Annotated in this window: 19 protein-coding genes; 1 reads left to right on the top strand and 18 read right to left on the bottom strand. The window is 64.1% G+C overall.

Annotated elements, in window-relative coordinates; genetic code table 11:
- Nucleotides 1-9: 9 nt before the first annotated feature.
- The 18 genes from AC04MI_RS04225 to AC04MI_RS04140 all read right to left on the bottom strand — a co-directional run bounded on the left by AC04MI_RS04225 (nucleotide 10) and on the right by AC04MI_RS04140 (nucleotide 20,560).
- Nucleotides 10-1,623 (bottom strand): acyl-CoA carboxylase subunit beta, encoded by a 1,614-nt coding sequence (locus tag AC04MI_RS04225; protein WP_436078384.1) that lies wholly within the window; start codon nucleotides 1,621-1,623, stop codon nucleotides 10-12.
- Nucleotides 1,620-2,549: an SDR family oxidoreductase gene (locus AC04MI_RS04220; RefSeq protein WP_476497158.1), complete on the bottom strand. Its 930-nt coding sequence runs from the start codon at nucleotides 2,547-2,549 to the stop codon at nucleotides 1,620-1,622. The genes AC04MI_RS04225 and AC04MI_RS04220 overlap by 4 nt, the downstream gene beginning before the upstream one ends.
- Nucleotides 2,550-2,577: 28 nt before the next feature.
- The gene (locus AC04MI_RS04215; RefSeq protein ID WP_436078382.1) at nucleotides 2,578-3,327 is read right to left on the bottom strand and encodes a TetR/AcrR family transcriptional regulator; all 750 of its coding nucleotides are present in this window, start codon (nucleotides 3,325-3,327) and stop codon (nucleotides 2,578-2,580) included.
- A gap of 950 nt (nucleotides 3,328-4,277) precedes the next feature.
- Nucleotides 4,278-5,054, bottom strand: a complete 777-nt coding sequence (locus AC04MI_RS04210) for an enoyl-CoA hydratase (protein ID WP_476497157.1) — start codon at nucleotides 5,052-5,054, stop codon at nucleotides 4,278-4,280.
- A 68-nt stretch (nucleotides 5,055-5,122) separates the two neighbouring features.
- A complete protein-coding gene (locus AC04MI_RS04205; RefSeq protein WP_436078381.1) occupies nucleotides 5,123-5,989 on the bottom strand; it encodes an acyl-CoA thioesterase in 867 nt (288 codons plus the stop codon).
- A 27-nt stretch (nucleotides 5,990-6,016) separates the two neighbouring features.
- A complete protein-coding gene (locus AC04MI_RS04200; RefSeq protein WP_476497155.1) occupies nucleotides 6,017-6,904 on the bottom strand; it encodes an alpha/beta hydrolase family protein in 888 nt (295 codons plus the stop codon).
- A gap of 211 nt (nucleotides 6,905-7,115) precedes the next feature.
- A complete protein-coding gene (locus tag AC04MI_RS04195; protein ID WP_476497154.1) occupies nucleotides 7,116-8,315 on the bottom strand; it encodes an acetyl-CoA C-acyltransferase in 1,200 nt (399 codons plus the stop codon).
- Nucleotides 8,316-8,330: 15 nt separating this feature from the next.
- Complete coding sequence (locus AC04MI_RS04190; RefSeq protein WP_436078378.1) at nucleotides 8,331-8,840, bottom strand: DUF4442 domain-containing protein; 510 nt, start codon at nucleotides 8,838-8,840, stop codon at nucleotides 8,331-8,333.
- A 31-nt stretch (nucleotides 8,841-8,871) separates the two neighbouring features.
- On the bottom strand, nucleotides 8,872-11,274 hold the full coding sequence (locus AC04MI_RS04185) for a 3-hydroxyacyl-CoA dehydrogenase/enoyl-CoA hydratase family protein (RefSeq protein WP_476497153.1): 2,403 nt from the start codon (nucleotides 11,272-11,274) through the stop codon (nucleotides 8,872-8,874).
- 66 nt (nucleotides 11,275-11,340) lie between these two features.
- A complete protein-coding gene (locus tag AC04MI_RS04180) occupies nucleotides 11,341-11,778 on the bottom strand; it encodes a DUF2147 domain-containing protein (protein ID WP_436078376.1) in 438 nt (145 codons plus the stop codon).
- Between the two features lie 45 nt (nucleotides 11,779-11,823).
- Entirely contained in the window at nucleotides 11,824-13,620 is a 1,797-nt protein-coding gene (locus tag AC04MI_RS04175; RefSeq protein ID WP_476497151.1) for an acyl-CoA dehydrogenase C-terminal domain-containing protein, read from the bottom strand.
- 4 nt (nucleotides 13,621-13,624) lie between these two features.
- The gene (locus AC04MI_RS04170; protein ID WP_099731283.1) at nucleotides 13,625-14,353 is read right to left on the bottom strand and encodes a TetR/AcrR family transcriptional regulator; all 729 of its coding nucleotides are present in this window, start codon (nucleotides 14,351-14,353) and stop codon (nucleotides 13,625-13,627) included.
- Between the two features lie 149 nt (nucleotides 14,354-14,502).
- Nucleotides 14,503-15,165, bottom strand: a complete 663-nt coding sequence (gene slmA, locus AC04MI_RS04165) for a nucleoid occlusion factor SlmA (protein WP_476497149.1) — start codon at nucleotides 15,163-15,165, stop codon at nucleotides 14,503-14,505.
- Between the two features lie 207 nt (nucleotides 15,166-15,372).
- Entirely contained in the window at nucleotides 15,373-16,824 is a 1,452-nt protein-coding gene (locus tag AC04MI_RS04160) for a sensor histidine kinase (RefSeq protein ID WP_056745383.1), read from the bottom strand.
- Between the two features lie 77 nt (nucleotides 16,825-16,901).
- Nucleotides 16,902-17,594, bottom strand: coding sequence for a response regulator transcription factor (locus AC04MI_RS04155; protein WP_056059420.1), 693 nt, complete (start codon nucleotides 17,592-17,594; stop codon nucleotides 16,902-16,904).
- Nucleotides 17,595-17,611: 17 nt separating this feature from the next.
- On the bottom strand, nucleotides 17,612-18,502 hold the full coding sequence (gene argB, locus AC04MI_RS04150; protein ID WP_056059422.1) for an acetylglutamate kinase: 891 nt from the start codon (nucleotides 18,500-18,502) through the stop codon (nucleotides 17,612-17,614).
- Between the two features lie 76 nt (nucleotides 18,503-18,578).
- A complete protein-coding gene (locus AC04MI_RS04145) occupies nucleotides 18,579-19,682 on the bottom strand; it encodes a glycosyltransferase family 4 protein (protein WP_056059425.1) in 1,104 nt (367 codons plus the stop codon).
- Nucleotides 19,679-20,560, bottom strand: a complete 882-nt coding sequence (locus AC04MI_RS04140; RefSeq protein ID WP_436078375.1) for a glycosyltransferase family protein — start codon at nucleotides 20,558-20,560, stop codon at nucleotides 19,679-19,681. The genes AC04MI_RS04145 and AC04MI_RS04140 overlap by 4 nt, the downstream gene beginning before the upstream one ends.
- Here AC04MI_RS04140 and AC04MI_RS04135 point away from each other — a divergent pair.
- Nucleotides 20,534-24,283 carry a methyltransferase domain-containing protein gene (locus AC04MI_RS04135; protein WP_476497147.1) on the top strand — a complete coding sequence of 1,250 codons (3,750 nt, stop codon included), beginning with the start codon at nucleotides 20,534-20,536 and terminating at the stop codon, nucleotides 24,281-24,283. The genes AC04MI_RS04140 and AC04MI_RS04135 overlap by 27 nt on opposite strands.
- Nucleotide 24,284: the final 1 nt, after the last annotated feature.

Below are 24,284 nucleotides of genomic sequence, written 5' to 3'. Positions count from 1 at the left end.
GCGAAGCGCTTACATCCGTGCCACGCCAAAGCTCAGGGGCCGCAACGTGCGGGCCTGTGCCTCGGCGCAGGTGTCCAGGCAAAACGCCAGCACGGCCCGTGTGTCGCGCGGGTCAATCACGCCGTCGTCCAGCAGCAGACCGCTGGTGTAGAACGCATCGGCCTGGGCCTCGAACATGGCGACGATCTTGTCGAACTGGGCCTGCGATTCGGCCGGGTCGGGCGTGATGCCTTTGCGCGCGAGCGCAGCCTCGGTCACGATCTGCATGGTGCGTGCGGCCTGCTCGCCGCCCATCACTGCCGTCTTGGCACCGGGCCAGCTGAACAGGAAGCGCGGCGCATAGCCCCGCCCGCACATGCCGTAGTTGCCCGCACCAAAGCTGGCGCCGCACTGGATGGTGATCTGCGGCACGGTGGCGTTGGTCACGGCCTGGATCATCTTGCTGCCGTGCTTGATCATGCCGCCCTGCTCGCTGTCCTTGCCCACCATGTAGCCCGTGGTGTTCTGCAGGTAGACGATGGGGTGGCCCAGCTGGCACATCCACTGGATGAAGTGCGTGGCCTTGTTGGCGCCTGCCACGTCGATGGGGCCGTTGTTGCTGATGAAGCCTACCGCATGGCCCTGGATGCGGCCCTGCGCGCACAAAGTGGCCGTGCCGTAGAGGGCCTTGAATTCGAGCAGCTCCGAGCCGTCCACCAACCGCGCGATCACCTCGCCCATGTCCACGGGCTGGCGCAGGTCGGCAGACATCAGGGACAGGAGATCGTCTGCGGGCAAGGTGGGCCCAGGTGCGCTGGGTCGCCGGGGCATGTTCCACCCCAGCTGCGCGACCACATCGCGCGCCAGGCCAATCGCCTCGCGGTCGTCCTGGGCCAGGTATTCGCCCAGGCCCGAAACGGCGGTGTGCATCTCGGCGCCGCCCAGTTCTTCTTCCGTCGCAATCTCGCCGGTAGCCGCTTTGAGCAGCGGCGGCCCGGCCAGAAAGGCGCGCGAGCGACCCTGCACCATGATGACCACATCCGACAGCCCTGGCATGTAAGCACCGCCTGCAGTGCCCGAGCCGTGCTGCACGGTGATGACGGGAATGCCCGCCGCCGACAGCCGCGCGAGGTTGCGGAACAGCGTGCCGCCGTGCACGAAGCCCTCGACGCGGTAGCGCATGAGGTTGGCGCCCGCGCTCTCCACCAAGTGCACAAAAGGAAGGCGCTCGCGCAGAGCGATCTCCTGCACGCGCAGAATCTTTTCCAGGCCCATGGGCTGGATGGCGCCGGCTTCGATGCCCGAATCGCTGGCCACCACCATGCAGCGCACGCCGCTCACAAAGCCAATGCCGGCAACCATGCCGCCACCGGGCACGGACTTCTCGGGGTCTTTCACATCCTGCAGGTAGCCCGCCAGCGTGCACAGCGGCAGCCAGGGCGCACCCGCATCCAGCAGCAGCGCCACGCGCTGGCGCGGCAGCAGCTGGCCGCGTTTTTCAAACTGGGGCAGGGACCGGGCCGAGGCGGCGGCTGCACGCTCTTCCAGCGCGCGCAGGGCATGAAGGCGGGATTGCAGCGCCGCGCGGCGCTGCGTGGCCTCGGCACTGCCTGGGTTGAATCGGGAAGTGAAGACGGCGGTCATGCGGCCTCGGTCTTGGGGGTGTGGGAAGGTGCAAACACCTGCGGCACCTGCGCGCGGTGAAAGCCGTCAAACGGCCGCACGGCCGGGTGTGCTGCGGCAGTGGCACYAGGCGGGCGCTGCGGCCAGCCCATTCGCACCTGGGGCCGTGCGCCGTCCACCCGCAACGTGGTGYCGCTGATAAAGCTGGCTGCCGGGCTGAGCAAAAAGGTGATGGCCGCCGACACCTCGGCCTCGTTGCCAAAGCGGCCGAGCGGCACCGTGCGCGGCATGGCGCGCAGCATGTCGCCCGCCTCGGGCGGGTAGTTGTCCATGCCGCTGGAGGCGATGTAGCCCGGCGCCACGGCGTTCACGCGCACACCGCTGTGTGCCCATTCCAGCGCAGCGGTTTCGGTGAAGCTGACCATGCCCGCGCGCGCAGCCCCGCTGTGCCCCATGCCCGGCATGGAGCCCCACATGTCGGCCACGATGTTGACGATGGAGCCGCCGTGCTGCGCCATCCACTGCCGATAGCACTCTCGCGCCATCAAAAAGCCGCCSGTGAGGTTGGTGTKSAKCACCGCCTCCCAGCCCTTGGCGCTGATGGATTCAAGCGGCGACATGAACTGCCCGCCCGCGTTGTTGACCAGCGCATCGATGTGGCCCTGCGCAGCAAGGATCTGCTGCATCAGCGCCACCACGCCTTCTTCGGATCGGATGTCGCACACCTCGCAGGACACACGGCCGCCATCGGCAGTGATCTCTTCGGCCACGGCCAGCAGCTTTTCTGGCTTGCGCCCCACCAGCACCACATGCGCGCCCAGTTGCGCCAGCTCGTGTGCCGTGCACCGGCCAATGCCGGAGCCGCCGCCGGTGACCACCACCACCTGGCCCTGGAACAGGCCCGGAGCAAACACAGACTGGTAGGCGTTGCGCGCGGTGGGGGCCATGGTGACTCTGCCTTGATGGGGTTGTTTGTTATGAACGGATGAACAAGGCCAACGCCTCGTCGGTGAGCGCGTCGAGCGACTTGCCCTTCTTGGGCGAGAACCATTGCACCGCCCAGTTGAGCGCCCCAAAGATGAACAGCCGCGCCACACCGGGCTCGGCCTGCAGCGCACCCTGCTTTGCCAGCGCTTCCAGCACGGGCATCCAGGTGGCCTCGTAGCTGTCCTTGATGCGGGCAATGCCCTTGCGCTGCGCAGGCGTGAGCGAGCGCCACTCGTACAGCATCACCGGGATAAAGCTGCTGCGGGGCCCGAGCAGGATCTCGAAATGGTGGCGAATGAGCGTGTGCAATTGCTCGCGCGGTGTGGCCTGGGCTGGCAGTGCATCGAGTGCCTGCTGCTGGCTTTGCGTGGCCATGGTCATGCCCTCGCTCATCACGGCGTAGAGCAGCGCGCTTTTGCTTTCGAAATGGTAGAAGGGCGAGCCGCTGTGCATGCCTGCCGCCGCCGCGATGTCGCGCGTGCTGGTGGCGGCAAAGCCCTGGGTGCGAAAGAGCTTGGCAGCACCGTCCATGAGCTTGCGACGGCGGTTGCCGTCGTCGAGTTCCTCGGCGGTCTTGCGGGGGCGGCCGCGGGGGCGGCGGGTGGTTTCTTCGGTGGGGGATTGTGTTGTGGTTGCCGAGTTGGCGCTGAGGGGCGCTACGGCCTTGCTGCGGGGGCGGGCCGGGGGCTTCTTGAGAGTGGGGGCGATGGCGCGGGTGCGCGGCACGGGTGAGTCCATGCAGGCACGATAGCAAAACTGTTTATTTTTAGCAAGCAAGTGCTTTGTAAAAATAGATGGCTTGCCTCATCATGATTACCATCGGGTGTTATTTGATTTGAAGCGCTGTTATATATCGCTTGATTTGCTATCTATTTGGAAGCGGATGGCATGCCCGTGTGRAGTGCGGGAGCCGGGAGTCGCCCGGCGTGCGAGTCCCTTTCTTTCTCGTCGCCGAAAGAAAGGAACCAAAGAAAGGGCGACCCCACTGTCTGCGTCCCCTGCGCTGACGCTACGGGGCAACCTGCGGTGCTCGGGTTTGGCGGGGTCTCGCTCAACTCGCGCCGCTGCGCGTCACTCAGACACACGCGAGCCCTGATCCGCCAAACCCTGCGCTCCTCGGCGCATCCACAGGGGCACGGGGAGCAGAACATCCACACGGGCCATCGCTGCGCTCGGCCCCGAATCGCGGGCGCAAGCGCCACGCGCTGCGCAGCCTGGGCCGAGCGAAGCRATGGCCCGTGKGGCTRTTKGGATGTTCGGCTGTCCCACCCCTGCTGGCTGCGCCTGCGGCGGGGCGGTTGCGGGGTGGCACGCGCGTCGGAGCGCGCGTGCATCGTGCTCTGACTCGCCGTGGATGTCTGAACGAAGCTGCAACGCAGCGCAGTGAGTTCCACGGCGCACCCCGCAACCGGCACGACGCAGGTTTGCCCCGTAGCGAAGCGCAGGGGTCGCAGACTGGGGGTCGCCTTTTCTTTGGTGACTTTCTTTTGGCGAAGCAAAAGAAAGTCACTCGCACGCCGGGCGACTCCCGGCTCCCGCACTTCACACGGGCATGCAGTAGCCACCGCCAAAACAAGCTTCGCTAAGCTCAACCCGAACGGACGGGGCGAGAACGAACTATAAAAACAATAGCTGCCAGCGCTTTATGTACAAGCGCCAGCAGCCAAAAATACCTCAGAACTAGCGAATCAAACCGCGCTGAAATCAGGCTTTCTCTTCTCCATAAAAGCCGAGAACGCTTCCCGCGCTGCCGGCTCACGCAACATGCGCCCAAAGCTCTCGCCCTCTTCCGCCATCACCTCCAGCACCTTCGCCGTCTGCCCACCCTTCATCAACCGCTTGGTTTCGATGAGCGACGACAACGGCTTGGCCGCCAGCTTCTTGGCCTGCGCCTGCGCCACCCCATTGCATTCGGTCGGCGGCACCACGCGGTTCACCAGCCCCACTTCCAACGCGGCCTCGRCCATGAAAGGTTCGCCCAGCAGCAAGGCTTCCGCAGCGCGGTGATACCCCAACATCTGCGGCACCAACAGGCTCGATGCGGCCTCAGGGCACAGGCCCAGATTGACGAAGGGCATGGAGAACGCCGCGTTGTCGCCCGCATAGACCAGGTCGCAATGAAACAGCATCGTCGTGCCAATGCCCACGGCAGGGCCACACACCGAGGCGATCACGGGCTTGGGGAAGGTGGCGATGCCGCGCAGAAAACGGAACACGGGCGAATCCTGCGTAGCGGGCGGCTGCTGCAAAAAGTCGCCGATGTCATTGCCCGCGCTGAAGATCGCCACGTCGCCCTGGAACACCACCACACGCACGCTGGCATCCGCCTTGGCGGCATCGAGCGCATCAGCCATGGCGGCGTACATGTCGCGCGTGATGGAGTTCTTCTTGTCCACGCGGTTGAAGGTGATGGTGGTCACGCCCGCTTCGGTGTGAGCAAGGATGTCTTGGGTGGCTTCGGTCATGGTGGTAAGGGTTCCGGAGGCTGATGGATGGAGGAAAGAGTGCACGTGCAGAGCAACGGGCCGACTTCCTATTCCTTGTAGTAAACGATCTGATGGCTGGTGGCCAGCATGGTGCCAGCCTCGTTCCACAGCTGCACGGTCTGGTCAAAGAAACCGTTGCGGAACTCCTGCCCGCGCGCCTGGCCGAGCAGGAAGCCAGTGCCCGTGGCCTGCAGCTGCTCTGCCGTGGCGTGGAAGTACACGGTGATCGACACCGTGCCCGCAGGCACCTGGCGCGCACGGCGCAGCCACACGCGGGGGAAGAACACATCGGCCAATGCGGACAGCGCCACAAAGTCGAGCGGCCGCGGTGGTGTGTCGCGCATCCACAGCTGCGTCAGGCTGTGGTCGCCGCTGCCGTCCCAGGTGCGCGGGATGAAGCCAGCGATGGGGCGCATCTCGTAGCGATTGAGCCATTCCACAGCGCCCAAGGGGGCAACGATGGCCTTTTGCTCTGCAGGGGGTGGCACCTGCGGCATGGGCACATCGCCCACGCTCCAGGTCTCGCGGCGCACGGCCGTGACGGCGGTGGCCGTGGTGGTGACCACCTGCGCGCCGTCGGCACCGGCCTGCAGGATCGACAGCGTCCAGTGCTGGGTAGAGCGGTTGGTGCGCACGGGCGTTGCCTGCACGGTGAACGCACCGGCTGTCAGTGCGCCCGCGTAGTTGACGGTGAGCGACAACGGGTCGCCGAGCCGGTCAGGGTGCTGCAGGATGGCCTGTAGCAGTGTGGCGGCGGTGATGCCACCAAACGGGCCCACCATGTTCCAGTAGCCGGGGTGGGTCTGCCCTTCGTACTGGCCGGTCGGAGCGGACGAGGCCGTCAGTTGCAGCGCCTCGTCCAGCGGGTGGGCTGCGGAGGACGAAGACGAAGAAGTGGATGAAGAGGAAGTCATGCTGCGAGTGTGCCGCGAAACGACCGCTCAGGCCGTCGTACCGGAGACTTCGCCGTGGTGCACGCCGCCACCCAGGGCGGCCAGCGCAGTCGCCGCGCGCGGCCACAGGCTCTGGCGAAACTGGTCGCGAAAGAAACCGAAGTGCCCAATGCGACGCACCTGCAGATCGGCCGGCGTGATGCTCTCCACGCGGCGCTCGGTGTTGGCGTACAGGTTCACCAGGTTGTGCGTGCCCCGCAAGGTCATCAGTTCATCGTCGGCCATCGACAGCGCCAGCACCGGGAACCGCACCGCGCCATAACTCTGCGCCACCGCAGGCCCCTCGGCACCCACGCTGTAGGCAGGATGCAAGCACCAGCGCCGCCACTGCAGGATCACACCCGCAGGCAGRTCGCCCACCTTCTTRAGCSTRCGACCCGGAAAGTASCCGCACAGCCGCGTGGCCAGCGGCACCAGCACSCACCAGAAATACGGAAYGATGCGCTTGAGCTKMGGCGCGTTMTCGCGCCAGTAGCCGCTGCCTGCGGCCACGCTGAGCAGGCCATCAACCTGCTCGGGCTTCTTCAAGAGACCGGGCAACTGCGCGCCCAGACTGTGGCCCAGCAAGTACAGCGGCTGCGCAGGCAGCGCGGCCTTGGCGGCAGAAATCACCGCCTCGTAGTCCTGCGCCCAATCAAACAGATCCGCCTTCACATCGCGCATCGCGCCCTGCAGCGAATCGCCATGGCCTCGGTAGTCGAACGTGGTGACCCGAAACCCCTGCTGCGCCATCCAGAGCGCAAAGGCCTCGTAATACGACTGCCGCACSCCCATCGCGCCGCCGATCACGAYGCTGGCGCGTGGTGCGCCCTCGGGTTCGTAGACACGCAGTGCCAAAGATACTGCCCCGTTGACCTGCAAGGTTTGCTTGTTCATGTCTGTCTCCTTGGTTCAATGCCGATCTGCGCCAGCTTGAATGGAAAAGAAAAACAGGCAGTGCATTGCCCCTGCCTTCACACCCCGCCCTCAAGGGCGTAGCGAGCGGCTTTCAGGCTAGGCGGACGGAGCGCAGCAACCGGAACGTACTTGCGGTACGTGAGGATTGCGAGCACCGCCCAACGACGCCTGAAAGCCGCGCAGTAGCCAGTTACAGCGCTTCAATAATTCCAGCGGCACCCTGGCCCGTACCGACGCACATCGTGACCATGCCGTACTTCAGSTTSTSSCGMCGCAGCGCATGCACCACCGTCGCCGCACGGATGGCACCGGTAGCGCCCAGCGGGTGCCCCAATGCAATGGCGCCGCCCATCGGGTTCACGTTCGCAGGGTTCAGACCCAGCGTATTGATCACCGCCAGCGACTGGGCCGCAAACGCCTCGTTCAGCTCGTACCAGCCAATGTCATCGCTCTTGAGACCCGCATAACGCAGGGCCGCAGGAATCGCTTCGATGGGGCCGATGCCCATGATCTCGGGCGGCACGCCGCGCGCTGCGTAGCTCACAAAACGCGCCAGGGGCGTCAGGCCAAACTGCTTCACGGCCTTTTCGCTTGCCACGATGAGGGCACCGGCACCGTCGCTGGTCTGCGAGCTGTTGCCCGCCGTGACGCTGCCGCGTGCCGCAAACACGGGCTTGAGCTTGGCCAGGCCTTCCAGGGACGTATCGGGACGAGGGCCTTCGTCCAGGCTCACGGTGCGGCGCTTTTCCACCACTTCGCCGGTAGCGAGGTTGGGCGAACGTTCCACGATTTCGAAGGGCGTGATTTCGTCGCTGAACTCACCGGCCTTTTGCGCCTTGATGGCGCGCAGGTGGGATTCGAGGGCGAACGCGTCTTGCGCTTCGCGGCTCACCTTCCAATGCTGGGCTACCTTTTCGGCGGTCAGGCCCATGCCGTAGGCGATGCCCACGTTTTCGTCCTTGGCAAAAATCTCGGCGTTGAACGAGGGCTTGTTGCCGCCCATGGGCACCAAGCTCATGGACTCGGCGCCGCCGGCGATCAGCACGTCGGCCTCGCCCACGCGGATGCGGTCAGCCGCCATCTGCAGCGCGGTGATGCCCGATGCGCAAAAGCGGTTCACGGTCACGCCGCCCACGGGGTGGTCGAACGCCAGGCCCACGGCAATGCGGGCCATGTTCATGCCCTGCTCACCTTCGGGGAAGGAGCAGCCGATGATGGCGTCTTCAATCGCCTTGGGGTCCAGCGTGGGCACCTGCAGCATGGCGCTCTTGATGGCGGCGACCAGCAGGTCGTCAGGCCGGGTGTTCTTGAAATAGCCGCGGCCCGAACGCCCGATGGGCGTGCGCGTGGCAGCAACGATGTAAGCGTCCTGGACTTGTTTTTGAGCCATGGTGTTGAAACTCCTTCAATTCTTGGCGGGGCGGCTGGAAGGAATCCAGGCCCACGTAAATACACATTCGACCGGCTCTACACCGGCTTCGTCGGTCACGGTGACCGCAACCTGCACCTCGCCCTTGTCGCTGGCCAACATGGCGGTGCGCTGCTCGGCGGTCAGCATGGCCACGGCTTTAAGGCCGCCGGTGGCGCGCTTCTTGAACGCCATGGACAGCTCCTTGGCCAGCGGGATGCAGTCGTCGCGCACGTTCATGCCCACCACCATGCCCGTGGCCGTCTCGGCCAGCAGGTTCATGGCCGAGGCGTGCACACCACCAATGTGGTTTTGCACACGGTGCTCGTTGGCAAGATGCACTTCGACCCGCTCAGGCGTGAGCGACACGAACTTCACCCCGGCCGTGCCGGTAAAGGGCACAGCCCGGCGCAAGATGATGTTCTGCACGAACCCGCGCATGAAGGCGGGGGCCTCGTCCAGGCGCATCAGCGAGCGCTGCAATTTGTTGGGGGCGTGTTCGCTCATGTCGGTCTACCGGTATCCATCGACGTCCGGATCAGTTGCGAACCGGCTTGCCGGTAGACAACATGCCCAGGATGCGCTCATGCGTCTTGGGCTGGGCGATCAGGTGGCAGAACACCTTGCGCTCCAGCGTGAGCAGGTATTCCTCGCTCACCATCGAGCCAGCATCCACATCGCCGCCACAGACCACTTCGGCGATCATGGCGCCGATCTTGAAGTCGTAGGCGCTGATGAAGCCGCCGTCGCGCATGTTCACCAGCTGGGCCTTGATGGTGGCCAGACCGCTGCGGCCGGCCACGGGGAACAGGCGCTTGTGCGGCGCACGCCAGCCGCTCGCGGCCATGGACTTGGCTTCGTTGATGGCGACGAACAACAGCTCATCCTTGTGGGGCACGATCACGTCGCTGTCCAGCAGGTAACCCAGCTTGCGCGACTCCAGAGCGCTGGTGCCCACCTTGGCCATGGCGGCGGCGGTGAAGCCTTCGGTCAGGAAAGGCAGGATGTCCTTGGATGTGGAAGCTGCCATGTTCTCGGCCGCGCGGCGGGCGATGTAGGTCAGGCCGCCGGCGCCGGGCACCAGGCCCACGCCCACTTCGACCAGGCCGATGTAGCTTTCCATGTGGGCCACGCGCTTGGCCGAATACACGGCCAGCTCACAGCCACCGCCCAGCGCCATGCCATGGATGGCTGCGACGACAGGCACCTGCGCATAGCGGATGCGCATCATCAGGTTTTGCAGCTCCTGCTCGACGCTTTCCACCGCATCGGCGCCGCCGACCATGAAGGCGGGCATCGTGGCTTCCAGGTCCGCACCCACGCTGAAAGGAGCGTCGCCGGACCAGATGACCATGCCTTGGTACTCAGACTCGGCCAGTTCCAGCGCTTCCATCAGCGCTTCCATCACCTCGGGGCTGATGGCGTGCATCTTGTTCTTGATGCTGGCGATGAGTACTTTGCCGTCCAGCGTCCAGGCGCGCAGCGCCTTCGATTCAGCAATCGTGGTGCCAGCGGTGCGCCAGTCGGGCAGGCTGGTTTCGCCCAACAGGGCCTCGGGGAAGATCTGGCGCTCGTACACGGGCAACTGGCGGCGGGGCACAAACTTGTTCTGCGATGCACTCCACGAACCTTGCGCGGTGTGCACGCCACCGGCCTCGGCCACGGGGCCCTTGAAGACCCACTCGGGCAGCGGTGCCTTGCACAGCGCTTTGCCAGCGTCGATGTCTTCCTGGATCATCTTCGCGACTTCGAGCCAACCGGCTTCCTGCCACAGCTCGAAGGGACCCTGCTTCATGCCGAAGCCCCAGCGCATGGCCTGGTCCACGTCGCGGGCGTTGTCGGCGATGGTGCCCAGGTGCACGGCAGCGTAGTGGAAGCTGTTGCGCAGGATGGCCCAGAGGAACTGGCCGGGCGCGCCTTCGGCGTTGCGCAGCAGGCGCAGGCGCTCGGCAGCGGGCTTCTTGAGCATGCGCGCGTACACCTCGTCGGCCTTCTGGCCGGCGGGCACGTACTCTTCGCTTTCCAGCTCGAAGCGCATCACGTCGCGGCCGACCTTCTTGAAGAAACCGGCCTTGGTCTTCTGGCCCAGATTGCCCAGCTCCAGCAGCTTCTTCAGCACGGCGGGCGTGCCAAAGCTTTCGTAGAACGGATCGGTCTCGATGCTCAGGTTGTCCTGCAGCGTCTTGATCACGTGGGCCATGGTGTCCAGGCCCACCACGTCAGCGGTGCGGAAGGTGCCGCTCGATGCGCGGCCCAGCTTCTTGCCTGTGAGGTCGTCCACCACGTCATAGGTCAGGCAAAAGTTCTCGACCTCTTTCATCGTGGCCAGCATGCCGGCGATGCCGACGCGGTTGGCCACGAAGTTGGGGGTATCGTGCGCGCGCACCACGCCCTTGCCCAGGCCGCTGGTGACGAAGGCTTCGAGCTGGTCCAGCACTTCAGGCTGGGTGGTGGGCGTGTTGATCAGCTCCACCAGCGTCATGTAGCGCGGGGGGTTGAAGAAGTGGATGCCGCAGAAGCGCGGCTTGACGCTCTCGGGCAGCACTTCGGACAGCTTGGTGATCGACAGGCCCGAGGTGTTGGACGCCAGGATGGCGTGCTTGGCCACATGGGGCGCGATCTTGKTGTACAGGTCGAGCTTCCAGTCCATGCGCTCGGCAATGGCYTCGATSACGAGGTCGCATTCCTTGAGCAGGTGCATGTGCTCTTCGTAGTTGGCCTGCTGGATCAGCGCTGCGTCATCGGCCACACCCAGGGGCGAGGGCTTGAGCTTCTTGAGGCCTTCGACGGCCTTGGTGACGATGCCGTTCTTGGGGCCTTCCTTGGCAGGCAGGTCGAACAGCACSACRGGCACSTKCACGTTGACGAGGTGGGCSGCAATCTGCGCGCCCATCACGCCKGCGCCGAGCACGGCGACTTTYTTCACTTGGAATCGGGACATGGGTTGGGTTCCTGGTTGGGGCGCTGCGCGACACCGCTGGGGTGCGCGCGGCCACGGGAATGGGGTTTACTGGACGCGGATCCAGGTTTGCGTGCGGCCGAACGGGCCGATCGAGCCGCGCACTTCGAGCTTCTTGCCGCCCTCGACGGGAGTCATGCGCAGGGTGTAGTTGCGGCCGTTCTCAGGGTCGAGAATCTTGCCGCCCTCCCACACCTCTTTGCCGTCGGCCTTCTTGGCGCCACGGATGATCTCCAAGCCCACCAAGGGCTTGCCCTTGCGGTCGTCGGAGCACTCCTCGCAGACATCTTCGGGCTTGGCGTCCTTGGACAGGCGCTTTTCCAGCGCTCCGTGCAGCACGCCGCCACCAATGTCGCGGATGCGGATCTCGGCCTTGGCCTCGCCGGTCTTGTCATCGACGTTGCGCCACAGGCCTTCGGGCGTCATCTGCGCCCATGCCGGCAGCGCACCCGCTACCAAAACAATAGCTGCTACCGCTTTGAACATCTGCGCTCCCTGGCAAAAAGGCTTGAAATCCGCATCCGGCACCGATCAGGCCAGGGCCAGATCGGTGTCCATCAGCACCTTGCTGCCAGCGCGGGCGGTGCGCATCAGCGTGGCGGTTTCGGGGAACAGCTTGGCGAAGTAGAAACGTGCGGTCTGCAGCTTGGCGCCGTAGAACGGGTCGGTGTTGCCGGCTGCGATCTCGCGCAGGGCGACCTGGGCCATGCGGGCGAACAGGTAGCCGAACACCAGGTGGCCGGCCACGCGCAGGTAGTCCACCGCAGCAGCACCCACTTCGTCGGGGTTTTGCATGCCCTTGAAGCCGATCTCGGTGGTGAACTTGGTCATCTGGTCGCCCAGCATGGCCACGGGGTTGATGAACTCGGCCATGCGCTCGTTCACGCCCTCTTCTTCCACCAGCTGGCCAATCAGCTTGCCCAGCTTTTTCAGCGTGGCACCGTTGTTGCCCAGCACCTTGCGGCCCAGCAGGTCCAGCGACTGGATGGTGTTGGTGCCYTCRTAGATCATGTTGATGCGGTTGTCCCGCACGWACTGCTCCATGCCCCATTCCTTGATGAAGCCGTGGCCGCCGAASACCTGCATGCACGCGTTGGTGCTGATGTGGCCGTTGTCGGTGATGAAGGCCTTGACGATGGGGGTCAGCAGGGCCACGAGTTCTTCGGAATCCTTGCGCACCTTTTCATCGGGGTGGCTGTGCACCTTGTCCAGCAACAGCGTGCAGAAGATCTGCAGCGCGCGGCCACCTTCGGCGTAGGCCTTGGCGGTGAGCAACATCTTGCGCACATCGGGGTGCACGATGATGGGGTCGGCGTCCTTGTCCTTGGCCTTGGGGCCCGACAGGCTGCGCGACTGGATGCGGTCCTTGGCATAGGCCAGCGCGTTCTGGTAAGCCACTTCCGTCAGGCCCAGCGACTGGTTGCCCACACCCAGGCGGGCGGCGTTCATCATCACGAACATGGCAGCCAGGCCCTTGTTGGGCTGGCCCACCATGGTGCCGATGGCGCCGTCCAGTGCGATCTGCGCGGTGGCGTTGCCGTGGATGCCCATCTTGTGCTCCAGGCCCGTGCAGAAGATCGGGTTGCGCTCGCCCAGCGAGCCGTCGGCATTCACGTTGAACTTGGGCACCACAAACAGGCTGATGCCCTTGCTGCCCTTGGGCGCATCGGGCAGGCGGGCCAGCACCAGGTGAACGATGTTGGCGGCCATGTCGTGCTCGCCGGCGCTGATGAAGATCTTGTTGCCGGTGATSYTGTAGGTGCCGTCAGGCAGAGGCTCGGCCTTGGTGCGCAWSAGGCCCAGGTCGGTSCCGCAGTGSGGYTCGGTCAGGCACATGGTGCCGGTCCATTCGCCGCTSGTSAGCTTGGGCAGGTACAGGGCCTTCTGGGCGTCGGTGCCRTGGGCSWSCAGSGCTTCGTAGGCGCCGTGCGASAGGCCSGGGTACATSGTCCAGGCCTGGTTGGCSSWGTTSAGCATCTCGWACAGGCACTGGTTCASCACGAAGGGCAGGCCCTGRCCGCCGTAGGTGGGGTCGCAGCTCAGTGCAGCCCATCCACCCTCGACATACTTGGCATAGGCGTCCTTGAAGCCGGTGGGGGTCTTCACTTCGTGCGTGGTCTTGTTCAGCACGCAGCCTTCGGTGTCGCCGCTGATGTTGAGCGGGAAGGCGACTTCGGCAGCAAACTTGCCGGCCTCTTCGATCACCGCATTGATGGTGTCCACATCCACTTCGGCGTGGGGTGGCATCGCCTTGAATTCATCACTGACCTTGAGCACTTCGTGCATGACGAATTGCATGTCGCGCAGGGGCGGCGTATAGGTAGGCATGGGTTTACTCCTTGGATGTGGTGGTTTGGTTGGAAACTTTGCGGCGCGCCACTGTGGGTGCCTTGGCTGCCGCTGTCGGCGCGCTGTAACGCGCCAGAATGTTGTGAAAGCCCACGACAGCCCGGTCGATGGAGCCCGGGGTCTGCAGGAACCGCGCCTCGTAGTGCAGCGCGAGGATCAGGCCGTGGATCTCGAAGAGCATCTGCTCTTCCTTGGTGTCGGCACGCAGTTCGCCCAGTTCCTTGCACTGCTCGATGGCGCGGCGCATGGCGGCATGCCAGGTCAGCACCGAACTGGCCAGCGCATCGCGCACGGGGCCGGTACGGTCATCGAACTCGACCGCGCCGCTGATGTAGATGCAGCCCGAGTCGATTTCGATGGAGGTGCGCTTCATCCAGTTGTCGAACAGCGCCGACAAACGCGCCACGCCACGGGGGGCGGACATGGCGGGGTAGAACACTTCCTGCTCGAAGCGGGTGTGGTACTCGCGGATGACGGAGATCTGCAACTCTTCGCGGGAGCCAAAGTGGGCGAAAACGCCCGACTTGCTCATGCCCGTGACATCGGCCAGCGCCCCGATGGACAGGCCTTCCAGCCCGATGTGCGTGGCCAAGCCCAGCGCGGCCTCGACGATGGCCGCCTTGGTCTGCTGGCCTTTTTGCAAGGCACGGCCGGTACCACTGCGAGCGCGCGGGATGCGGGTGACCTGGCGGGATTCGGGGATGGAGGACATGGGCACGAATAAAAACGAACGTTCGTTCTATTTTGCAGCAAATTCCCTGCAGCCCCCAAGCCCCCGGAAAAAATAGGGAGACCCATCCAAACCACCCGTTGTAGCCGCGCCACCCCCGCCGTGATGCGCCGCCTCAACAGCGCGGACCGCTACAACATCAGCGCAAGGCTGGCTTCCAGGTGCTCGGTGGGCAGGCGCCGAAACCCCGAGCGGGCGTAGCACTGCAGGCGCCCGACCACAAAGGCCGTCAACACGCTGGCCGCCACCTGGGCATCGACTGTGGGCGTGCTGGATGCGGCTGCACTCGCGCGCAGACACTGGCGCAGGGTGGATTCGATGCGGTCAAAGAACTGGTTCATGCGCTGCTGCAAGCGCTCGTGCTCGAACACCAGTGCGTCGCCCACCATGACCCGCACCATGCCCGGGTTGCGCTCGCCAAACTGCAGCACCAGCGCCACGATGCGCGCCGCCTGGCGAGCGCCCACGTCGGCAGGCTGTGTGGGGTCAGGCACGTCGCGCCCCGTGATCTGCTGCACCAGTGTGAACACCGACTGCTCGATGAAATCGATCAAGCCCTCGAACATTTGCGCCTTGCTGGCGAAATGACGGTACAGCGCCGCCTCGCTGACCGACAGGCGCGCGGCCARTGCGGCAGTAGTGATGCGCTCGGCCCCAGGCTGCTCCAGCATGGCGGCCAGGGCCTGCAGGATCTGGACGCGCCGTTCCCCGGGCTTGGGCCGCTTGCGTGCAGCCGCAACATCACCCGCTTCGGYGGTACTGGCAGGCTCGGGGAGGGGCGAGATTTCAGACATGCAGGACAGGGACTCCGGTGGGGCCCTGCTCCCGGTGCGCATGCCACTGGGCATGGTCGGATCACGGCAGGGCGTGGATCACGATGTCACATCTTGCCGCAGCCAGGAGGGGCCGGGCCGCCACCTGTTTGCACAAGTCAATCGTGTATGGAAATGATTCTCGCACAGGCCCCTTGTCGGTCCGGACGGCCCGGGGACCCCGCACGACTACAGCGGAAACACCACCGTCACCAGCAGCCCGCGCCCCTGGGGGCCCGTGCCCAGCGTCAGTGCGGCACGGTGTACCCGGGCAATCTCGTCCGCAATGGCCAGGCCCAGGCCCGTGCCCTCGCCTCCCGCGCCGGGCACGCGGTAGAACCGCTGCAACACGCGGGTACGCTCAGACTCCGGCACGCCAGGGCCGTCGTCCTCCACCTCCACGTAGGGCCGGGGCGGGCCCGCGCGCCCCTGGCGCAGTCCGCAGCGGATGGTCACCACGCCCCCCGCAGGTGTGTATTTGATGGCGTTGTCCACCAGGTTGGACAGCAGCTCGCGCAGCAGCCAGCCATGGCCTGTCACATGCACCAACTGGACATCGAGCCCGAGGTCCAGGCCCTTGCCGGTGGCTGCGTCCAAAAATGTTTCCAGCAGCGACTCGCACAGATCCTTGAGGTCCACCCGCTGCGGCGGCTGCGCGTCCAGGCTGCGGGCGTCCGCGCGAGACAACGCCAGCAGCTGGTGCGCCAGCTGAGAGGTGCGGCGCGTAGCGTTGCGCAGCTTCTCGATTTGATCCGCTCCCAAAACAATAGCACCTTGTGCACGATCTTCATGCGCTAGCGGCATTTTTCGGTCGAAATCCGGGAATGACGTGCGTGGGGGCGCTGCCGCCTTGGCCATCATGGCCCAGGCCTCCACCTGGGCCTGCAAGCCCGCCAGCGGCGTGCGCAACTGGTGCGCCGCGTCGGCCACAAAACGCCGCTGCCCTTCGGCCTGTGCGTTGACCAGCGCAAACAGGCGGTTGAGCGAGTGCACCAGGGGCCGCACCTCGTCGGGCGAGGCGGCCTCGTCGATGGGACTGAGATCGCGGGGAGAGCGGCGCTCCACCGCCTCCGCAAGCCCCACCAGGGGTTTGAAGGCCTGCCGCACCGCCCAATGGATCGCAAAACCCGCGGCAATCAGCAATACGAGGTTGGGCAACAACACCCTCAGGAGCAGTTGCTGCGCCCATTTCTGGCGAGGGTCCGACCCGTCGGCGAGGGCCACGACCAGTTCGCCCGCCCCCGTGCGCCCGCGTTGCGCCGCCACCCGGTACGTCACGCCGCCGAACTCCACGCTGTGGAACTCCGGGGCCTGTGTGGTGGGCACGGCGCCGTGTACCCAGCCCTCTCCGAGCAACAGGCGCCCCGAGGTATCGCGCACGCTATAGGCCGCAAAGCCCGCGTTCTGGCGCAAAAACTCTTCGATGGGCGGCGCCAGCAGCAGCAGCGGTGGGTCGTTGTCGTGGATGGGCGGCGCCAGCACCGAATCGGCCAGCGCGGGCAGCAGCCGCACCAGACGCTGGTCGTGCTGGCCAGCTGCCTCATCGGCCGACCGGTAGTCCAGCCAGACCCCCGCCAGCACCAGCACACACAGGGGCAGTACCAGCATCAGCAGCAGCCGGGTGCGCAGGTCCGATGTCATGGCGCGCAGGCCGGGCCGCCGGGAGGAGTTTTTCCAAAGCATGGCGAGGCGGCGAGCTGGGCGCGGAAAATTCCTGCTCAGGTTGCCTGCAGTTCAAGCCGGTAGCCAAAGCCCCGTATGGACCGCAGCGCCACACCGTGGGGTTCCAGCTTGCCCCGCAGGCGCGAGACATACACCTCCACCGCGTTGGGGGTGATCTCCTTGTCCCACCCCGTCAGCGCTTGCAGCAGCTTGTCTTTGCTAGCAGGCTTGGGGGCGTTGATGAGCAGGTATTCGAGCACCGTCCACTCGCGCGGGCCCAGTTCGATGACCTGCTCGCCAGCCGGTGTGCGCATGCTGGCCCGGCGCCCGGCCGTGTCCAGCTCCAGCGGGCCAAAACTCAGCACGGCCGTGGTCGCAGCCTGGGAACGGCGCAACAGCGCACGCAGGCGCGCCAGCAGCTCGGGCAGCTCGAACGGCTTGACCATGTAGTCATCCGCCCCCAAATCCAGCCCCTGCACCCGGTCATGCAGCGCGTCACGCGCCGTCAGTATCAAAACTGGCATGGCGGGGCTTGCCATGTCTGGACGGCGCAGGCGGCGTGTCAGCTCCAGGCCGTCCATGGCGGGCAGCCCGATGTCGATGATGGCTGCGTCAAACGACTCGGCGCGCAGCACCTCTTCGGCCCGCTCGCCACTGCCCACCCAGTCCACCGCATAACCCGCATCGGTGAGCCCCAGCTTGATGCCGCTGGCCACCATCACATCGTCTTCGACCAACAGCAGACGCATGGAGACCTCACGCGGGGTCAGTGAGACCGGATCATGGTGCCGTAGGCCTGGTCAGTCAGGATCTCCAGCAGCATGGCATGGGGCACACGCCCGTCAATGATGTGCACGGCATTCACGCCCGCCTTGGCGGCATCCAGCGCACCGGCAATCTTGGGCAGCATGCCGCCCGAGATGGTGCCGTCGGCAAACAGCTCGTCGATGCGGCGGGCTGTCAGGTCGGTCAACAGGTTGCCGGCCTTGTCGAGCACACCGGGGGTGTTGGTCAGCAGCATCAGTTTTTCAGCCTGCAACACCGTGGCCAGTTTGCTGGCCACCACATCCGCATTGATGTTGTAGCTTTCGTTGTTCTCGCCAAAGCCAATCGGGCTGATGACGGGGATGAACGCATCGTCTTGCAGCGCCTTCACCACGCTGGGGTCGATGGAAACGATGTCACCCACCTGGCCCACGTCGTGTTCGATGGTGGGATCCTTGCTGTCCACCATCTTGAGCTTTTGTGCGCGAATCATGCCGCCGTCACGGCCGGTCAAGCCCACGGCCTTGCCACCGGCTTGGTTGATCAGTCCCACGATGTCCTGCTGCACCTCGCCGGCCAGCACCCATTCGACCACTTCCATGGTCTCGGCATCGGTCACACGCATACCCTGGATGAACTCGCCCTTCTTGCCCAGTCGGTTGAGCGCGGTTTCGATTTGCGGGCCGCCACCGTGCACCACCACCGGGTTCATGCCCACCAGCTTGAGCAGCACCACGTCCTCGGCAAAGTCGGCCTGCAGGGCCGGGTCCGTCATGGCGTTGCCGCCGTACTTGATCACCATGGTCTTGCCATGGAACTTGCGGATGTAAGGCAGCGCCTGGGCCAGGATTTCAGCCTTGTCGCGTGGGGCAATCGAAAGAAGGTCGGTCATGGAGGCGTGCCATCCGGAGAAAACTGTGAGGCGCAAATTGTGCCGCATTCGCCAGGCGCGCGAACACTAGAAGGCTTCAGTGGCGCAGCCAGTTCGGCACTTTGAACCGCACGATGGCCAGATAGGCCATGACATAGCTGACCACAAAAAGCCCGCAAAACGCCATGAGCAGGGGCGTGTTGTTCCAGAACAGCACTGCAGGCACCACCGTCAGAAGCGTAAAACCCCACAGATAGGGCGACGTACGGTTGTTGCGCATCAGCACCCGGCGGGACTCATCATCGTGAAACACCCCACGAACAATGCGGCGGTAGATGAGCTGGTGAAAATGCAGCGCATCGGCCACGCCCGGTGAAACGCCCCGCACCGCCTTACGGTAAATGGAGAAAATCGTCTCCCACACCGGGTAGATCAGCAGGAGCATCGGGAACCAAGGCGATACGTCCGCATTGCGCTGCACCAGCGAGATGCTGGCCATGGCAATCACCACGCCCCACACATAGGCCCCCCCATCTCCGGCAAACAACATGCCGCGCGGATAGTTCCAGACCAAAAAACCGCCTGTGGCTGCAGCAGTGGATACCAGCAGCGCCGCCAGTGCCCGGTCACCCACCTGCAGCGCCACGTGCGCCAAAGCGAGGCACACGATCAAGGCAACCATTCCCGCCAGCCCGTTGTAGCCGTCGATGATATTGAAGGCATGGGGCAGGCCTGCGACTGCAAGCACGACTATGGCGATGCCAAGCCAGGGGGCAGCAACCAGGACAGCATCAAGCCAGGGCCAGCCCAGGCGTGGCAGATTGATACCCAAAAGCCATACCGCCAATGCGCCAGATGCCCCGGTCAAAGTGAGGCGGTAACGCACTGAAAGGCGCTGGGTAAGGTCTTCCGCAATGCCACCGATCACTGCCGGAAGCACGACCACCAGCCAGCCCGCCACCCAAAAGTCGAGCCGGAGAGAGCCTGGGTCGCCCCAATAGACGGACTGCAGTACGCCCAACGCCCACCCTACGGACGTACCCATCACCAACGCTGCGCCGCCCAATCGAGGAACATGTCCGAGGTGAAAGCGCTGGGGCATCGAATCGCTGTAAACCGCCGCATGCTCCCGCCCCCATCTCACAATGAGCCCCGCAGCCAGCGCCGCTACCAAAAAACCGACCACAGACAACCAAATCATGGAGCGCCGATGGTACCTTTGTCAGCTGACGCCGAGGTTAGAAACTGTAGCGCGCGGGCATAGACTGGCGAATGCCACAAACGCCAAAGACTCTGGACGTGCCAGCCCAGATGCTTCAGGCTACGCGAACTGGCACGCTGCCCGGCGTGAATGACTTGAACCGGCGCCTTGGCCAAATGCAGCCCACGTAACCGCAACCTCAGGCAAAGGTCCACATCTTCGCAGTACATGAAATAGCGCTCATCGAACCCGCCCAAGGAGCGCCAAACGGCAGAAGGCAAAACCATGCAGGCAGCATTTACCCAATCCACCCGTATCTCCTGGCGGCCCATAAGCCTGCGGCGCAAAAGCGCGACGGGAGAGGGAACTTCGCGCTCACTGCCCTGTACCCGCCCCTCTGGATCGATCTGAACAGGATACGCACAACCGATGTTCGGCGCACAGCACGCTGAAACCAGCACTTGGAAGGGATCCTCGTGGCCTACCAGCATCACGTCGGGGTTGAGAACGCACACAAACGGCTCAGTGACTGTGGCCAAAGCCCGATTGTGATTGGCGCCGAACCCGAGGGGTGCCTCATTGACTACACGCAACAATTCAAATGGCCAGCCTCCTGCCGGAGGAACGGGCTCCGGCTCTGGCAGGTTCTGCGTCAGCACCACGCGGGATATGGAGGCTGCCGAAACCCGGGCCAACTGCAGCAACAGAGCATGGACCATGTCGCCGTGTCCGTGACTGACCACAGAGACCACCAAACCAGGCTGAAACAAAGGCTGAATGACTGACATCGACCGGTATTGTCCCCTGCGCAGCGTGCGAAGTCGCCGTATCTGGCCCGTCATAATCGCCGGATGACGAATTCTATTGACGATCTGCACGTGTATTTGCGCTCCATCGCAGACGGGGAGCGCACTTCGCTGTCGGTCCTGGCCGGCCTGATCAGGCGCGGCGCCTGCGTGCTGGATCTGGGGTGTGGCAGCGGAGCTCTTGGGCAATATCTCAAGGAAACCCGCGATTGCACGACGGATGGCGTCACCCTCAGTCAAGCAGAGGCTGCGCATGCCCAACCCCACTATCGACAGGTGGAGGTGGCCGACCTGGAGACAGCCGACTTGCTCAGCATGTTCGGTACCAAGCAATATGACTACATCGTTTGCGCCGATGTTCTGGAACACCTCAAGCGGCCAGAGTCTGTTTTGCAGATGTGCCGCGAACTCCTAACACCAGAAGGCCGATTACTCATATCGGTGCCCAATGCCGCTTACAGCGGGCTTCTGGCTGAATTACTGGAAGGGGAGTTCCGCTACCGAGAGGAAGGCCTGCTCGATCGCACCCACCTGCGATTCTTCACGCGCCGCTCGCTAGTGAGGTTTCTGTCCGAACAGCGCTGGGATCTGGACGCTGTCGATACCATCACCAGGCAATTGCCCGACTCGGAATTTCAGGTGGCGTTTGATCGCCTGCCACCCAATGTCGCCCGCTACCTGCTCGGCATTCCCGATGCCCTGACCTACCAGTTCATAGGCGTTGCACGGCCTGTGACATATGTGCCGATCGCCGAACACGCTCCCACTGACCTTGATGCTGCAAACGCACTCTTCACCGCACAGCTGTATATAGGGCGACATGATGGCTATGCGGAAAGTGACAAGCTCAGCGCCACTGGCGTCATTGGCTCCGAGCATCAAACCGTAAGCTTTCAAATACCCGCGGTTGGCGAGGCCATCACACGGCTCAGACTCGACCCAGCAGACCGAGCTGGTTTTTTGCACTTGTACGGCATCACCCTGCGCAACGAGCAAGGCGATGCCCTTTGGCAGTGGTCGGCAGACACCTCCAGCCGCACCTTGCTGGCGTCCACCCCCCACAGCCAAATTGCCTGGCAAGCCCCTATGCCACCAGCGTCCGGCGCAAGCTTGCTACTTCTCACCGGCACTGACCCCTGGCTGGAGCTGCCCATCCCCGCCGAGACTCTTGCGTCTGCCAGCCTCTCGGGCGCGCGGCTGGACGTTGAACTGGGCTGGCCCATGTCTGCCGACTATCTGGCGCTGTCCAGTACGGTAAAACCGCTGGGAGACCGCATCGACCTACTGGAGAGCCGTGCCCGTGATGCACAGAGCCGGATAGAGCAACAGCAGAACCAACTACAGGCGGTGAGTGGCAGAGCCAGCCTTCTAGAAGAAAGCAATAAGGCACTTGCACAGCAACGCGCCATGTGGCAGCAGGAAGCTACTCGCCTGAACAAGGACTACCAAGCACTGGCCGACCACCTCAAGACCATAGAAAACTCCACCGTGTTCAGAGCCACCCGCCCCCTGGTCCACGCCAAGATGCACATTGATCGATTGCTGGGCCGCGTCCCGGCACCCGTGCAACCCGCAGAGCCTGCACCCGTGCCACTGGCGCCAAGCACTCATCCTGTAGACGTTATCGTGCCCGTATACCGAGGACTGGCCGATACACAACTGTGTATTGATTCAGCCCTGGCAAGCCAATGCGAAACGCCTTGGCGCCTGATCGTCATCAACGACGCCAGCCCGGAACCAGAAGTCACCGAATGGCTGCGGGAACGTGCACAGCAAGACAGCCGCATCACGCTGCTGGAAAACCCGGAAAATCTGGGCTTTGTAGGAACGGTGAACCGAGGCATGTCGCTGAGCGACAGCCACGATGTGTTGCTACTCAACAGCGATACTGAGGTCGCCAATGATTGGCTCGACCGTATTCGCCGCGCAGCCTACGGAGACCAGAAGGTAGGCTCGGTTACGCCGTTTTCCAACAACGCCACGATCTGCAGCTACCCTCGTTTTTGCAAGGACAACGCCTTGCCGCCGGACTACGACACGGCACGGCTGGACGCACTGTGTGCGCAAACCAATCCGGGCGCTGTGGTGGACGTGCCTACCGGTGTCGGGTTTTGTATGTACATCCGCCGCGACTGCCTGCAGCAGGTGGGACTGTTTGACACAGAGAACTTCGGCAAGGGTTACGGCGAAGAAAACGACTTCTGCCAACGTGCGGCAAAGGCGGGCTGGCGCAATCTCCATTTGCTAGACACCTTTGTGCTGCACACCGGTGGCGTGAGCTTTGGCGACAGCAAAAGCCCGCGCGAGCGGGCCGCCATGGAAACCCTGCGACGCCTGCACCCCCGCTACGAGCGCGAGGTCATGGCATTTGTGCAGGCAGATCCGGCGCAACCCTATCGCCTCGCGCTGGATATGGCACGCATACAGCGGGCTCAACGCCCCGTCGTGCTGGCTGTGCTGCACGACAGGGCGGGCGGCACCCTTCGCCATGTGCGCGAACTCGCGCAACATTTGAGTGACCAAGCGACCTTCCTCACACTCACGCCCGCACCAGACCAGCGCGTACGCCTGGAACTGGCTGGCAAGGATGAAGGCTTTGAACTCTTGTTCCGGCTCTCCGACCAGTTCRCAGACCTCGTTCAGGTGCTCAGTATCTTGGGTGTGCGGCATATCCACTACCACCATATCCTTGGCCATGATCCGCTGGTTCTGGACCTGCCAGCACAGTTGGGGGTGGACTATGACTTCACCGCGCACGACTACTACAGCTATTGCGCTCACATCTCCCTGACGGGCAGCGACAACCGATTTGCTGGGGAACCCGCCCCTGGGCAATGCGCTTGTTGCTCCCCGCATGACCCCGCCCCCATGGGCAACGGCACGGTGGCGGACTGGCGACACCGCAACCGTCACTTTTTGACTAGCGCTCGCCTGGTTATCGCCCCCAGCGCAGACACTGCACGGCGCATCGCTGCATTTGCCCCCAGCGCGCGTGTGCGGGCCATTCCCCACACGGACATGGCCACGCCTGGCAGCAAGGGAACGCCACTGCCGCTGGCCAAAAATTTGGCCCCGGACGCACCACTCAAAGTGGTGGTCCTCGGCGCACTCAGTGCCATCAAGGGTGCTGACGTGCTTGAAGCAGCGGCCCAGGAAGCCGCCAGAACAGGTGCGCCTGTGGAGTTCCATCTGCTCGGCTATGGCTACCGCCACCTGCAAACCCAGCCACGCGCACGGCTTACCGTACATGGCGCCTACCAGGACGAGGACTTGCCGGGACTGCTGGCTTGGCTGCAACCCGACATAGTCTGGTTCCCCGCCCTCTGGCCTGAGACCTACAGCTATACGCTCAGCGCCGCTTTGCAGGCAGGCTTGCCGGTGGCCGTTCCGGACATCGGCGCATTTGCAGAACGCATTGTTGGCAGGCCTTGGAGCTGGGTTTGTCCGTGGGACCAGGAAGGAAAGCAATGGGTGCGCTTTTTCACAGCTTTGCGTGCCGAGCATTTCGTGCCTGGCTTGCCGCCAGCAACCACGTTCGCACAACCTGTACCTGATAGCAGCGCGCCCTGGACATACCAGCACGACTATTTGATGGGCATGTCGGCCAAAGCAGACGCGCAGCCACCATTGGCTGCCGCGTTGCTAGCCCAATACCTGGCACCCAAGGGCGCGTCAGCACGTTCTGAGGCACTGAACGCACTCGCTTACCTGCGTTCGCTCCCTCTGCTGCGCACTGCAGCCCGCCGTATTCCTGCGCACTGGCAGCGTCGAATCAAGAATTGGCTGCAAAAGTAAA

The organism is Acidovorax sp. LjRoot204 (assembly GCF_056175785.1).
The sequence above is the reverse complement of the archived record's forward strand: the minus strand, read 5'-3'. Positions and strand labels throughout refer to the sequence as shown.